Source organism: Mycobacterium sp. E2497, assembly GCF_001668695.1.
GTDB lineage: Bacteria > Actinomycetota > Actinomycetes > Mycobacteriales > Mycobacteriaceae > Mycobacterium.
In genome coordinates this window covers 49,952-63,490 of record NZ_LZKD01000207.1, presented here as the reverse complement: position 1 = coordinate 63,490, position 13,539 = coordinate 49,952, and the positions used below count along the sequence as shown (strand labels likewise).

At 69.0% G+C, this 13,539-nt stretch carries 16 protein-coding genes; 7 read left to right on the top strand and 9 right to left on the bottom strand.

Translation table 11 applies throughout. The features are described 5' to 3' along the window. Positions 1 to 8: 8 nt before the first annotated feature. The gene (gene acs, locus A5713_RS18965; RefSeq protein WP_068097981.1) at positions 9 to 1,979 is read left to right on the top strand and encodes an acetate--CoA ligase; all 1,971 of its coding nucleotides are present in this window, start codon (positions 9 to 11) and stop codon (positions 1,977 to 1,979) included. Between the two features lie 5 nt (positions 1,980 to 1,984). Here the strand turns inward: acs and A5713_RS18960 are convergent, their stop codons facing one another. Further along, positions 1,985 to 2,683, bottom strand: coding sequence for a S1 family peptidase (locus A5713_RS18960; RefSeq protein WP_102419414.1), 699 nt, complete (start codon positions 2,681 to 2,683; stop codon positions 1,985 to 1,987). Positions 2,684 to 2,928: 245 nt separating this feature from the next. Here A5713_RS18960 and A5713_RS18955 point away from each other — a divergent pair, with 245 nt between their 5' ends. Both A5713_RS18955 and A5713_RS18950 read left to right on the top strand, forming a co-directional pair. After that, positions 2,929 to 3,456, top strand: coding sequence for a phage holin family protein (locus A5713_RS18955; protein WP_068097980.1), 528 nt, complete (start codon positions 2,929 to 2,931; stop codon positions 3,454 to 3,456). Continuing rightward, the gene (locus tag A5713_RS18950; protein WP_067918854.1) at positions 3,457 to 4,410 is read left to right on the top strand and encodes an alpha/beta fold hydrolase; all 954 of its coding nucleotides are present in this window, start codon (positions 3,457 to 3,459) and stop codon (positions 4,408 to 4,410) included. On the opposite strand, the gene marP is transcribed toward A5713_RS18950, so the two are convergent. From marP to nth, 4 genes are read right to left on the bottom strand one after another with little or no spacing between them, the layout of a single operon-like run. After that, positions 4,403 to 5,596, bottom strand: coding sequence for an acid resistance serine protease MarP (marP, locus tag A5713_RS18945; RefSeq protein WP_102420061.1), 1,194 nt, complete (start codon positions 5,594 to 5,596; stop codon positions 4,403 to 4,405). The two genes, A5713_RS18950 and marP, sit on opposite strands and share 8 nt — an antisense overlap. Positions 5,597 to 5,607: 11 nt before the next feature. After that, a complete protein-coding gene (locus A5713_RS18940) occupies positions 5,608 to 6,432 on the bottom strand; it encodes a CoA pyrophosphatase (RefSeq protein ID WP_068097979.1) in 825 nt (274 codons plus the stop codon). A gap of 29 nt (positions 6,433 to 6,461) precedes the next feature. Then, positions 6,462 to 7,109, bottom strand: a complete 648-nt coding sequence (locus tag A5713_RS18935; RefSeq protein WP_067918856.1) for a TlpA disulfide reductase family protein — start codon at positions 7,107 to 7,109, stop codon at positions 6,462 to 6,464. A gap of 9 nt (positions 7,110 to 7,118) precedes the next feature. Then, positions 7,119 to 7,799, bottom strand: coding sequence for an endonuclease III (gene nth / locus A5713_RS18930; RefSeq protein ID WP_068097978.1), 681 nt, complete (start codon positions 7,797 to 7,799; stop codon positions 7,119 to 7,121). Between the two features lie 187 nt (positions 7,800 to 7,986). On the opposite strand from nth, the gene A5713_RS18925 reads away from it, so the two are divergent. Together A5713_RS18925 and crp are read left to right on the top strand one after the other, a co-directional pair. Beyond that, entirely contained in the window at positions 7,987 to 8,367 is a 381-nt protein-coding gene (locus tag A5713_RS18925) for a hypothetical protein (RefSeq protein ID WP_068097977.1), read from the top strand. 98 nt (positions 8,368 to 8,465) lie between these two features. Beyond that, the gene (gene crp, locus A5713_RS18920; protein WP_067918859.1) at positions 8,466 to 9,140 is read left to right on the top strand and encodes a cAMP-activated global transcriptional regulator CRP; all 675 of its coding nucleotides are present in this window, start codon (positions 8,466 to 8,468) and stop codon (positions 9,138 to 9,140) included. 114 nt (positions 9,141 to 9,254) lie between these two features. Here crp and A5713_RS18915 read toward each other — a convergent pair whose 3' ends face one another. Genes A5713_RS18915 through A5713_RS28415 form a run of 3 tightly spaced genes read right to left on the bottom strand, consistent with a single transcriptional unit; the run spans position 9,255 to position 10,669 of the window. Continuing rightward, positions 9,255 to 10,046, bottom strand: a complete 792-nt coding sequence (locus tag A5713_RS18915) for an MBL fold metallo-hydrolase (RefSeq protein WP_067918860.1) — start codon at positions 10,044 to 10,046, stop codon at positions 9,255 to 9,257. After that, on the bottom strand, positions 10,043 to 10,507 hold the full coding sequence (locus tag A5713_RS18910) for a RidA family protein (RefSeq protein WP_067918861.1): 465 nt from the start codon (positions 10,505 to 10,507) through the stop codon (positions 10,043 to 10,045). Before A5713_RS18910 ends, A5713_RS18915 begins: the two co-directional genes overlap by 4 nt. Then, a complete protein-coding gene (locus tag A5713_RS28415; RefSeq protein ID WP_007166633.1) occupies positions 10,508 to 10,669 on the bottom strand; it encodes a DUF4177 domain-containing protein in 162 nt (53 codons plus the stop codon). It abuts the gene before it with no gap. Positions 10,670 to 10,746: 77 nt separating this feature from the next. Here A5713_RS28415 and A5713_RS18905 point away from each other — a divergent pair, with 77 nt between their 5' ends. Both A5713_RS18905 and A5713_RS18900 read left to right on the top strand, forming a co-directional pair. Continuing rightward, entirely contained in the window at positions 10,747 to 11,766 is a 1,020-nt protein-coding gene (locus tag A5713_RS18905) for an ArsA family ATPase (protein ID WP_067918862.1), read from the top strand. Continuing rightward, complete coding sequence (locus A5713_RS18900) at positions 11,763 to 12,908, top strand: ArsA family ATPase (protein ID WP_068097976.1); 1,146 nt, start codon at positions 11,763 to 11,765, stop codon at positions 12,906 to 12,908. Before A5713_RS18905 ends, A5713_RS18900 begins: the two co-directional genes overlap by 4 nt. A 22-nt stretch (positions 12,909 to 12,930) precedes the next feature. Here the strand turns inward: A5713_RS18900 and A5713_RS18895 are convergent, their stop codons facing one another. Next, entirely contained in the window at positions 12,931 to 13,281 is a 351-nt protein-coding gene (locus A5713_RS18895) for a WhiB family transcriptional regulator (RefSeq protein ID WP_067921444.1), read from the bottom strand. Positions 13,282 to 13,539 lie beyond the last annotated feature (258 nt).

The window sequence follows — 13,539 nt, the reverse complement described above, 5'->3', positions numbered from 1 at the left end:
GGAAGCCAGTGACCGCCACCGACGCCGTAGGCCCGTCGTCGTTTCCGCCGGCCCCCGCGTTCGTCGCGCAGGCCAACGCGGGCGAGGAACTGTACCGCGAGGCCGACGAGGACCGGTTGGCCTTCTGGGCCAAGCAGGCGCGTCGGCTGTCCTGGGCGACGCCGTTCACCGAGGTGCTGGACTGGTCGGACGCCCCGTTCGCCAGGTGGTTCGCCGACGGCAAGCTCAACGTCGCCTACAACTGCGTGGACCGCCACGTGGAGGCGGGCAACGGGGATCGCGTCGCGATCCACTGGGAGGGCGAGCCGGGCGACAGCCGCAGCCTGACCTACGCCGAGCTGCAGGAGCAGGTGTGCAAGGCGGCCAACGCGCTGACCGGCCTGGGCCTGGTCGCCGGTGACCGCGTCGCCATCTACATGCCGCTGATCCCCGAAGCGGTGATCGCGATGCTGGCCTGCGCCCGGCTCGGCATCATGCACAGCGTCGTGTTCGCCGGCTTCACCGCGAAGGCGTTACGCGCCCGCATCGCCGACGCGCAGGCCAAGTTGCTGATCACCAGCGACGGGCAGTTCCGCCGCGGCAAGCCGGCACCGCTGAAGGACGCGGCCGACGAGGCCGTCAGAAAGGACGCCGAGTCCGGCCCGGACGGCGACAGCCCCGTCGAGCATGTCCTGGTGGTGCGCCGCACCGGAATCGACGTGTCCTGGGAGGACGACCGCGACCTGTGGTGGCACGACGCCGTCGACGCCGCGTCGCCCGAGCACACCCCGGAGGCCTTCGACGCCGAGCAGCCGCTGTTCTTGCTGTACACCTCGGGCACCACCGGAAAGCCCAAGGGCATCGTGCACACCAGCGGCGGGTACCTGACGCAGACCTCGTACACGCACTACTACGTTTTCGATCTCAAGCCCGAGACGGACGTGTTCTGGTGCACCGCCGACATCGGCTGGGTCACCGGACACACCTACGGTGTCTACGGCCCGCTGTCCAACGGGGCCACCGAGGTCCTCTACGAGGGCACACCCGACACACCGACCCAGCACCGGCACTTCGAGATCATCGAAAAATACGGCGTGACAATCTATTACACCGCGCCCACACTCATCCGCACGTTCATGAAGTGGGGTCGCGAGATCCCCGACGCGCACGACCTGTCCAGCCTGCGGCTGCTGGGCACGGTGGGCGAGCCGATCAATCCCGAGGCGTGGCGCTGGTACCGCAAGGTGATCGGCGCCGAGCGCCTTCCGATCGTGGACACCTGGTGGCAGACCGAGACCGGCTCCGCGATGATCTCGCCGCTGCCCGGGGTCGCCGCGGCCAAGCCGGGTTCGGCGATGAGGGCGTTGCCGGGCATCTCCGCGAGCATCGTCGACGACCACGGCGATCACCTGACGCCGACCGTCCATCACGGCGAACACGTCAGCGGCTACCTCGTCTTGGACCAGCCCTGGCCGTCCATGCTGCGCGGCATCTGGGGTGATCCCGAGCGCTACGTCGAGACCTACTGGTCCAGGTTCGCCGAGCAGGGCTGGTACTTCGCCGGGGACAGCGCCTATTACGACCGCGACGGCGCCATTTGGGTGGTGGGCCGCATCGACGACGTGATGAACGTGTCGGGCCACCGGCTCTCGAGCGCCGAACTCGAGTCGGCGCTGGTCGGCCACCACGGAGTGGCCGAGGCCGCGGTGGTCGCGAAGACCGACGAGACCACGGGCCAGGCCGTCTGCGCGTTCGTCGTCTTGTGCGCCGAGTACGAGGTGCACGACGGGGTCGTCGAGGAGCTGCGCGCCGAGGTGGCCCGGGAGATCTCACCCATCGCCAAGCCGCGGGAGATCCATGTGGTACCCGAGCTGCCCAAGACGCGCAGCGGCAAGATCATGCGCAGGCTCCTGCGTGACGTCGCCGAAAAGCGGGAGCTCGGAGACACGTCGACGCTGCTCGACCCCGGCGTGTTCGACGCGATCCAAGCCGCGAAGTAGCCGGCTCAGGCCGGTAGCGGTGTGAACCCCGCACCCGGCCGGTGTTTGGCGTTGACGTCGGCCAGGATCACGCTGAACGACTGCACCACGGCCGGCGTGTGCAGCGGGATGTACTTGATGACGCAGGTCGGCAGGTTGTCGCTGAACGCCCCGTGGATCATGCCCACCAGCATGTTGTTGACCGTCACCGGCGCCCCGGAGTCACCCGGCTGGCCGCAGACCTGCATGACGATCGTGCCCGGGTCCTGGCCCGGCCCCCAGGTGACGCCGCACGAGTTTCCGGTGGTGCGCCCCTGCTTGCAGGCGATCTCGCCGAAGGCCGGATCCGGGCCGACACCGTTGATCGCGAAGCCGTTGAAGTTGGCGGTCGGCGTCACCTTGGCCGGATCGAATTTGATCACCGCGTAGTCGAGGTTGTCGTTGCCGGCCACCATGGTGCCCAGGATGCCGGCGTTTTCGGCGCCCTCGGCGGCGACCTGAGCGCCGGGACCGCCGCAGTGCGCGGAGGTGAATCCGATCAGCTCACCGGCGGAATCGCCGCCGATGGTCGTCAGGGTGCACATCGTGTCCCCGTTGATGACGATGCCGGCGCCGCCGCCCATCGGGATCCTGACGTCGGCCGCGGCGGCGCGTGGGAGGCAGCCCACCAGGGCCACGAGGACCGCCGCCATCGCCGCCACGAAGCACCGGTGCGCCGTCTGCACAGCACCACTCCCATCGACAGGCCGGACCCGGACCGGCTTGGCCAGTCTAGTCGGCCTGACGCCTCGCCGGTCGTGCCGAGCGAGTTTGCCGGATCGCGTCGACCGGGCGCTGACGTCGCCGCCGGTCGCCGCCGATCGACGTCGGTCCGGGCGCCGTCTTCGGCTGGCCTCGTCTGGCATAGCGCCGCATGGCAACATGAACCGCAACGAGTGAGCCCGGCCGACGACGAAAGAGGGGACCGTCTGTGAGCAAAGCCGACGGCAAGAACGGTGTGCCCAGCACCCTGACCACGATCCCCCTGACCGACCCGCACGCCCGGCCCGCCGAGCCGTCGATCGGCGACCTGATCAAGGACGCGACCACGCAGGTGTCCACGCTGGTGCGCGCCGAGGTCGAACTGGCCCGAGCGGAGATCACCCGGGACGTCAAGAAGGGCCTGACCGGCAGCGTGTTCTTCATCGCCGCGCTGGTGGTGCTGTTCTACTCCACGTTCTTTTTCTTCTTCTTCGTCGCCGAGTTGCTCGACACCTGGCTGTGGCGGTGGGTGGCCTTCCTGATCGTGTTCGGGATCCAGGTGGTGGTCGGGGCCCTGCTGGCCCTGCTGGGCTTCCTCAAGGTGCGCCGGATCCGGGGACCGCGCGAGACCATCGAATCGGTCAAGGAGACGCGCACCGCCCTCACCCCGCGCCACGACAAACCGCAGGGGGCGGCCAAGCAGATCGCCGGACACGGCAAGCACGAGAAGCCCGAACCCGATCCCTCGGGTTGGTAGATGGCGCCGCCGGATCCGTCGGTTACCCGCATCGACGGGCCATGGCGGCACTTCGACGTGCACGCCAACGGCATCCGGTTCCACGTCGTGGAGGCCCTGCCCGACGACGCCGGCACGGCCACGCCGCCCACGGCCCGACCGTTGGTGATGTTGCTGCACGGTTTCGGCTCGTTCTGGTGGTCGTGGCGTCACCAGCTGCGTGGGCTGAGCGACGCGCGGGTGGTCGCGGTCGATCTGCGCGGCTACGGCGGCAGCGATAAACCGCCCCGCGGCTACGACGGCTGGACGCTCGCCGGCGACACCGCGGGCCTCATCCGCGCGCTGGGGCACTCGTCGGCGACGCTGGTCGGTCACGCCGACGGCGGGCTGACCTGCTGGGCCACCGCGCTGCTGCACGCGCGGCTGGTCTCGGCCATCGCGCTGATCAGCTCGCCGCACCCGGCGGCGTTGCGCCGTTCCACGCTGACCCGGCGCGACCAGGGCTACGCGCTGCTGCCGACATTGCTGCGCTACCAGATGCCCCTCTGGCCCGAGCGCCTGCTGACCCGCGACGACGCGGCCGAGATCGAGCGCCTGGTCCGCCGCCGGAGCAGCGCCAAATGGCTTGCCTCCGAGGACTTTTCCGAATCCATCCGGTATCTGCGGATGGCCATTCAGATTCCGTCGGCGGCGCACTGCGCGCTGGAATACCAGCGTTGGGCGGTGCGCAGTCAGCTGCGCGACGAAGGCCGCCGCTTCATGAAATCGATGTGCCGGCAGCTCAGCGTGCCGCTGCTACACCTGCGTGGCGACGCCGATCCCTACGTGCTCGCCGACCCGGTCGACCGCACGCAGCGCTACGCCCCGCAGGGGCGTTACGTATCCATCGCCGGCGCAGGGCATTTCAGTCACGAAGAGGCGCCCGAGGAAGTCAACAGACACTTGATGAAGTTCCTCGGCCACGCGGTCAGCTGACGCAGGACCCGGTGGTCACCTGCTGGGTGTCACCGATCTTGGCGAGCTGACCGGCCACCTCGTCGGCCGTCAACACGAAACCGGTGTCGGGGTCGTCGACGGCCGCACCGAACACCACGCCGAGCACTTGACCGTTCAGGTCGATCAGCGGTCCACCCGAATTGCCTTGCTCCACATTGGCTCTGATGGTGTAGACGTCGCGGGTCACCGGCGCGGGATCGCGGTAGATGTCGGGGCCGCTGAGCTTGATCACCTCGCGGATGCGCGCCGGCGTCGCGGTGAAGTTGCCCCCGCCCGGATAGCCCAGCACCACAACGCTGGTACCGGTTTTCGCCTCGTTCTGCGCGAACGCCAGCGGCTGTGGCGGCAGGTTGGGGACCGCGAGAATGGCGATGTCCACCGACGGATCGTAGGACACGACGGTGGCGTCCAGCGGGCTGCCGCTGGCGTAGATCTGCACGCTGTTGGAGCCGGCGACCACGTGCGCGTTGGTCATCACCCGGTCCGGGGCGATCACAAATCCGCTGCCCTCCAACACTTTCTGGCAGCTCGGCGCCAGGCTGCGCACCTTGACGACGCTCGGCGCGGTGGCCTGCACCACCGGGTTGTTGGCCAGGGCCGGGTCGGGCGAGGCGACGGGAATCACCGGTGTGCGGCTGAACGGCTCCAGCACCGCCGGCAGGCCGGAGGTGTTCAGCAGGGCCGACAGCCGCTTGGGCACCGTCTTCAGCCACGGCGGGGCTACCTCGTTGACCTGGGCCAGCACCCGCGACCCGCGGACCGCGGCGGCCAGTTCCGGCTGATCTTTCGACTGGGTCAGCGGCGTCGCCAGCAACCAGGCCGCGGTCAGCACCACCACCAGCTGAACGCCCACCCCGATGAACGAGTCCACCGTCCGGATCATGCGGCTGCGGATCGCGCCGCGGACCGCCCGTCCCAGCACCACCCCGGCGACCTCGCCGATGACGACCAGCGCCAGGATCAGGAACAGGGCCGCGAACAGCTTGGCCCGGGGCGCGGCGATGTGGCTGACGAGGTGGGGCGCCAGCAGCACACCGGCGATGGCGCCCAGCAACACGCCGACGAACGACAGCAACGAGCCCAGCGCGCCGGAACGCCAGCCCGAGACGGCCGCGATGAAGGCGACCGCCAGCACGGCCACGTCAAGCCATTGCGACGGGGTCATCGAATTCATGTTCATCGCGGGGGTCCACCCTGCTCGCCGACCAGCGCCATCGCCGCGTCCAATTCGCGGACGTCGGTGGTGTCCCAGGGCTGGGCCCAACCGGCGACGTCGAGCATCGCACAGATCACCTGGCCGGTGAATCCCCAGACCAGCATCTCGTTCAGCAGAAACGCCGGCCCGGCCCACCGGCGGCCGAGGTCACTCCTGTACACCATCAGCCGGTTGGCCGGATTGATGAACGCGCGCAACGGAACCCGCGCCACGATCGCGGTTTCGGCCTCGTTGACGACGGCCACCGGCCCGGGGTCGGGTGAGTAGGCCAACACCGGGACCACGTGGAACCGCGATGGCGCGATGAACGTGCGTTCCATGGTGACCAGGGGACGCAGCCGGGACACGTCGATGCCGGTCTCCTCCCGCGCTTCGCGCAGGGCGGTGGCCACCGGACCGTCATCGACGGGATCTGAGGCACCGCCGGGAAACGCCGCCTGCCCGGCGTGGTGGCGCAGCGTCGAGGCCCGCACGGTGACCAGCAGGTCGGCGTCGTCGGGGACGCCGCCGTCGGCCGGCGCGGATTCCGGCCCCGAGAACAGCACCAGGACCGCGGCCTCGCGGCCGCCGCCGCGCATCGCCGACAGCGACGACGCGGCCTTGCCGGTGATCATCGCCAGCACGTCGGCCGGTAGCCGGCGCCGGTACGCGTCGGGCATCCGGGCGACGTTGTCGACCAGGGGGCGCAGCCACGCCGGGGAGGCGTCGGGCGCCAGCGGAACCGTCCCCCGCGTGTCGGCCGGGGTCCCACCTTCCGCGGGCGGGGGCGTGCCCCCAACAGTCACCGGGCGCTCCAGTCGGTCCAATGTACGGCTTATCCCTTGTCGTTTCCGACCGCTGCGGCGATCTCGTCGGCACTGCCGAAAGCCCTTGGCAGCATCTGGGCAACGCTACCGTCCGGCCGCAGAACCACCGTCGCAGGCATCACGTTTACCACGCCCAGCGCCGCCGCGACCCGCCGGCGGCCGTCCTGCAGCGTCGGCAGCCGAACGCCCAGCTCGGCCAGGCGCAGCAGTGCGGCCGTCTCGTTCTCGTCTTGATGCACGGTCACCACCGTCACGTCGGGCCCCGCCCGCCGTTGATACTCGGCCATCGCGGGCAGTTCGGCCGCGCATGGGGCGCACCAGTACGCCCACAGGTTGAGGACCACCCGCCGCCCGGCCAGCGCGCGGGCGACGTCGACAACCGAACCGTCCGCGGCACACTCGGCCGTGACACCTCGCAGCGCCTGGGGGCCGGGAGCCTCGCCGGCGGCGGGGCACGGTGGTAGGTCGGCCCGCTGCCGCGGGCCCGCCAAGGCCGCCGCCGTGTCGGCGTCGCGGTGTTCGCGGTCGGCGGTGTCCGCGGTGGTACCGGGCTTCGACGGCGTCGCGGACTCGTCGCGCAGCTGGGCCACCAGGGCCGCGGTCAACGCCGCCACCACCGCGAGGATCGCGATTGTCCAGCGCGTGGTGCGCGTCAAGGCCGTGCCCTACAGGCCGGCCAGGGCCAGCAGGTGCTCGGTTTCCGGGCCCCGCACCAGCGGCGCGGCCAGCAGCGACTCGGTGGGCCCGAGGCCGAAGGACGGGCAGTCCTTGGCCACCACGCACACCCCGCACGCCGGCTTGCGCGCATGGCACACCCGGCGGCCGTGGAAGATCACCCGGTGGCTCAACATCGTCCACTCGCTGCGTTCGATCAGTTCGCCGACCGCGCGCTCGATCTTGACCGGGTCCTTGTCGGCGGTCCAGCGCCACCGGTGCATCAGACGCGCGAAATGGGTGTCGACCGTGATGCCGGGAACGCCAAAGGCGTTGCCCAGGATCACGTTGGCCGTCTTTCGACCCACCCCGGGCAGCGTGACCAGCTCCTCCATGGTGGAGGGCACCTCGCCGTCGAACCGTTCGACCAGCGCCTGCCCCAGTCCGATCAGGGAGGTCGCCTTGTTCCGGAAGAACCCCGTCGGGCGGATCAGGGTCTCCAGTTCGTCGCGGTCCGCCTGCGCGTAGTCCAGCGCCGACGGGTATCGCTTGAACAACGCCGGCGTCGTCAGGTTCACCCGTTTGTCGGTGCTCTGCGCGGACAGGATGGTGGCGACCGTCAGCTCGAGCGGCGTGGTGAAGTCGAGTTCGCAGTGCGCGTCCGGAAAGGCCTGCGCCAGCGCCCGATTCATCCGCCGGGCCCGTCGCACCAAGCCGGTTTGGGTCTCCTCGGACCAGCGCCGCCCGCATCGCCGCCCGGAGCTGCCGACGTGGACTTCGTGCGCCCGGACGACTTAGCCGCTGTCACCTACGACAGAGTACTGATTTCGTGATCTCGCCGAGACCTCGTGTTGATTGAAGGCCCTGTTTACTCTCCTTGTGTCATGGTTGCTGGTGGCCGTCGTTCCGGGGCTGCTGATGCTGGCGGCGCTCGGCTTGGGACGGCTCGAACGGGGCCTTTCCCGCGATGACGCCGCGGTGCTGGCGGTCACCGAGCTTTTCGAGCGCGTCGAGCTCGTCGACATGCGCACCCTGGCCCGGGAGGGCATGCCGGAGGCGGTGGAATACCTGCACCGGCGCGAGGCCTGGGAACTGTCCGAGGCCGCGCTCGCCGGGATCACGGCCCGGCCGCGGCACGCGGCACCGTCGTTTGCCGCCAGCTTCGTCGACCATGCGGAGCTGACATTGCCGACGCGAATACACGCGCATTCGCCGATCAATCCGCAGTTTAAGGCCACTCGGCGCGTCAATCGTGTGTAGCGTTGCACGTTGGACAAAATGTCCTACCGCTAGACTCAGCACGCGAGCACGGGATTAACCTGCCCGTAGCGCAATCATTGGAAATCTGAAGAGGCAATGTGGACGAGATCCTGGCAAGGGCAGGAATCTTCCAAGGGGTTGAGCCCAGCGCCGTCGCCGCGCTGACCAAGCAACTGCAACCCGTCGACTTCCCCCGTGGGCACACGGTCTTCGCCGAGGGTGAGCCGGGCGACCGGCTGTACATCATCGTCTCGGGGAAGGTGAAGATCGGCCGTCGGTCACCCGACGGCAGGGAGAACCTGCTGACGATCATGGGCCCGTCGGACATGTTCGGTGAATTGTCGATTTTCGACCCGGGCCCGCGGACTTCCAGCGCGACCACCATCACCGAGGTGCGTGCGGTGTCGATGGACCGCGACGCGTTGCGGGCGTGGATCTCCGATCGACCCGAGATCGCCGAGCAGCTGTTGCGGGTGCTGGCCCGACGGCTGCGCCGCACCAACAACAACCTGGCCGACCTCATCTTCACCGACGTGCCCGGCCGGGTCGCCAAGCAGCTGCTGCAGCTCGCCCAGCGGTTCGGCACCCAGGAGGGTGGCGCGATGCGGGTCACCCACGACCTGACCCAGGAGGAGATCGCCCAGCTGGTGGGCGCGTCCCGGGAGACGGTGAACAAGGCGCTGGCCGACTTCGCCCACCGCGGCTGGATCCGCCTGGAGGGCAAGAGTGTGCTGATTTCGGACTCCGAAAGGCTGGCCCGCCGAGCAAGGTAGCTCGACGATGCGCGGGCGCAACCGAGCCAGGTAAGCGCACGAATTGCGCCGAGATCGACGTTATCGACGCGTCCTCTCGAACTTTTCCGCGATAGCGTCGATTTCGACGAGAGTTCAGCGCTGCAAATAGTCCAGCTGCGCCTGAACGGACCATTCGGCGGCGTCCCAGAGTTTCTCGTCGACGTCTACGTAGACGTGTTCGACGACCTGGCGCGCGGTGGCGTCCTCGCCGATGTCCCGCAGCGCCGCGCGCACCTGCTCCAGGCGCTCGTGGCGGTGGGTCAGGTAGCCCGAGGCGACGGCCTCCAGGTCGGCCAGCTCCGGCCCGTGACCGGGCAGCACCGTCCGGTGGCCCAGGCCGCGCAGCCGGCGCAGCGACTCGAGATAGTCGGCCAGGCTGCCGTCTTCGGAATCTATGACCGTGGTGCCGCGGCCCAGCACGCTGTCGGCGGTGAGCACGGCGTCGTCGAGCAGGAACGAGAACGAGTCGGCGGTATGGCCGGGGGTGGCCATCACCTTGATCTTCAGGCCCGCCGCGTCGATCACCTCCCCGTCGGCGAGGTGGCCGCCCAGGCCGCGCAGGAAGCCGCTGCCCGCCGAGCGCACCGTCGCCCCGGTCCGCTCGACCAGCTTGTCGATGCCGTCGGTGTGATCGCCGTGCCGGTGACTGATCAGCACCAGCGCGATGCGGCCCAGTTCGGCGACCCGGGCGATGTGTTCGTCGTCGTCTGGCCCGGGATCGACGACCACCATCTCGTCGCTGCCCTTGCCGCGCAGCACCCAGGTGTTGGTGCCCTCGAGGGTCAGCAACCCGGGGTTGTCGGCCAACAGGACCGAGGCGGTGTCGGTGACCGCCCGCAGCCTGCCGTAGGCGGGATGGCTCAGCGACTCGGGTGCGGCGGTCACGGTCGTGAGCCGACCTCCACGATCAGCTCGACCTCCACCGGCGCATCCAGCGGCAGCTCGGACACGCCGACCGCCGACCGCGCGTGTGCGCCGTCATCGCCGAACACCTCGGCCAGCAGCTCGGAAGCCCCGTTGATGACGGTGGGCTGACCGTTGAAACCCGGGGCGGAGGCGACGAACCCGACGACCTTGACCACCCGGGTCACCGCGTCGATGCCCACCAGCGAATCGACGGCCGCCAGGGCGTTGAGCGCGCAGATCCGCGCCATCGCCTTGCCCTCTTCGGGGCTGACCTGCGCCCCGACCTTGCCGGTGCCGGCCAGCTGCCCGGCCTGCATCGGCAGCTGGCCCGCGGTGTAGACCAGGTCACCCGTGCGCACCGCGGGCACGTAGGCGGCCAGCGGCGCCACCACCTCGGGAAGCGCGACGCCGAGTCGCGCGAGCCGGTCCGACGCGGTCATCTACTTGGGGCGCTTCAGATACGCGACGTGTTGCTCACCGGTGGGACCGGGCAGGACGGACACCAGTTCCCAGCCGTCGGCACCCCACTGGTCGAGAATCTGTTTGGTGGCGTGCGTCAGGAGCGGGACGGTGACGTATTCCCATGCGGTCGGTTGGCTCATGGCGCGAGCTTATCGGTCGGATGTGAACGGCTCTGGCCTGCCCGTGGCCCGGACGCCGGCCGGGCTAGCATGCGAAGGTGGCAAACACATCGAGCGGCGGTAGCGCCGTCGGCTGGCCGGCGCGGCTGTCAAAAGCCCGCCTGCATTTCGTCACCGGCAAAGGCGGGACGGGCAAGTCGACGATCGCGGCCGCACTGGCGCTGACCCTGGCAGCCGGAGGCCGCAAGGTGCTCCTCGTGGAAGTCGAAGGGCGCCAAGGCATTGCGCAGCTCTTCGACGTTCCGCCGCTGCCCTACCAGGAAGTCAAGATCGCCACCGCCGAGCGCGGCGGCCAGGTCAACGCCCTGGCGATCGACATCGAGGCGGCGTTCCTGGAATACCTGGACATGTTCTACAACCTCGGCATCGCCGGGCGGGCGATGCGCCGCATCGGCGCGATCGAGTTCGCGACGACGATCGCGCCCGGCCTGCGCGACGTGCTGCTCACCGGAAAGATCAAGGAATCGGTGGTGCGCGTCGATAAAAACCGGCTCCCGGTCTACGACGCGGTGGTCGTCGACGCCCCACCGACGGGGCGGATCGCCCGCTTCCTGGACGTCACCAAGGCCGTGTCGGATCTGGCCAAGGGCGGCCCGGTGCACGGGCAGGCCGAGGGAGTGGTCAAGTTGTTGCACTCCGAGCAGACCGCCATCCATCTGGTCACCCTGCTGGAAGCGCTGCCGGTGCAGGAGACGCTGGAAGCCATCGAGGAACTCGCCGAGATGGAGCTGCCGATCGGCAGCGTGATCGTCAATCGCAACATCCCGTGCCACCTGCAGCCCGCCGATCTGGCCAAGGCCGCCGAGGGACACGTCGACGCCGACTCACTGCGGGCGGGATTGGAGATGGCCGGGATCAAGCTGAACGACACCGACTTTGCCGGTCTGCTGACCGAAACCATCGAGCATGCGACCGTGATCGCCGCGCGCGCCGAGATCGCACAGCAGCTGGATGCGCTGAAGGTGCCGCGGCTGGAACTGCCCGCCATCTCCGACGGCGTCGACCTGGGAAGCCTCTACGAGCTTTCGGAATCGCTTGCCCAGCAGGGGGTTCGATGATTACCGCACCGAATAGGCTTGACATGGCGGCCATCCTGGCCGACACGACCAACCGGGTGGTGGTGTGCTGCGGCGCCGGCGGGGTGGGCAAGACCACCACCGCGGCCGCCATGGCCTTACGCGCGGCCGAATACGGCCGCAACGTCTGCGTATTGACGATCGACCCGGCCAAGCGGCTGGCGCAAGCGCTGGGAGTCAACGACCTGGGCAACACCCCCCAGCAGGTGCCGCTGGCGCCCGAGGTGCCCGGCGAGCTGCACGCGATGATGCTCGACATGCGCCGCACGTTCGACGAGATGGTGCTCCAGTACTCCGGAAACGGCCGGGCGCAATCGATTCTGGACAACCAGTTCTATCAGACCGTCGCCAGCTCGCTCGCCGGCACGCAGGAGTACATGGCGATGGAGAAGCTCGGTCAACTGCTGGCCGAGGACCGCTGGGACCTGGTGGTGGTGGACACGCCGCCCTCGCGCAACGCGCTGGACTTCCTGGACGCGCCGAAACGACTGGGCAGCTTCATGGACAGCCGGTTGTGGCGGCTGCTGCTCGCGCCCGGTCGGGGCATCGGCCGATTAGTCACGGGCGCAATGGGTTTGGCGATGAAGGCGATATCCACCGTACTGGGCTCGCAGATGTTGAGCGATGCGGCGGCGTTCGTGCAGTCGCTGGACGCGACCTTCGGCGGCTTCCGGGAGAAGGCCGACCGCACCTACGCGCTGCTGAAGCGGCGCGGCACCCAGTTCGTCGTGGTGTCGGCGGCCGAGCCCGACGCGCTGCGCGAGGCCTCCTTCTTCGTCGACCGGTTGTCCCAGGAGGGCATGCCGCTCGCCGGGCTGGTCTTGAATCGCACCCACCCGACGTTGTGTTCGTTACCCGCCGAGCGGGCCATCGACGGAGCCGAGACCCTGGAGGCCGAACCGGATTCCGAGGCGGCCTCGTTGGCCGCGGCCGTGCTGAGCATTCATGCCGATCGCGCGCAGACCGCCAAGCGGGAGATCAGGTTGCTGTCACGCTTCACCGGGGCCAATCCCCACGTGCCGGTGGTCGGGGTGCCCTCGCTGCCGTTCGACGTGTCGGACCTGGAAGCGCTGCGCGCGCTGGCCGATCAGATCACTTCCACCGGAGACGCGGCGGTCCGCTGAGACACCCGGTCGAACCCGTGGCTCAGCCGGCGCTGCGGGTTCTCCTCTTGTCGAAGAAGTCCGCCCAGGACACCACCTCGGGGTGCTGCTTGAGCAGGGCGCGACGCTGACGTTCGGTCATGCCGCCCCAGACGCCGAACTCGACTTTGTTGTCCAGCGCGTCCGCGCCGCACTCCTGCATGACCGGGCAGTGCCGGCAGATGACGGCGGCTTTACGTTGGGCGGCTCCCCGGACGAAGAGCTCGTCCGGGTCCGTGGTCCGGCACAGTGCTTTGGAAACCCAGGCGATCCGTTCTTCGGCATCAACGCTGCGGAGTACCCCTTGAGCGGCCGCAATGTTTGTCCTACGCGCCGCAGGCCGTGTTCCTGACACGAGCTGGTCCCTTCCCTACCGGCCGCCTTCGCGACCGCCCTCCTCAGGTGCAGATCCTGACCTGCGATCTACGCCACACTGTGTACATCGGTGTTACCTGAATCTCACCGTGTGTCTAAGTTAGGTGGTCAGCTGCCAATTGCGCAACAGTCCGATAACGCTTTTTTTGGGACGGGCGTGCCGTCTCGCCTCAGAACCATAGGCGAAGAAGTGATCTTGCACACGTCGGCGGGAGCCTCCGCTGACGCAGGCGACAAT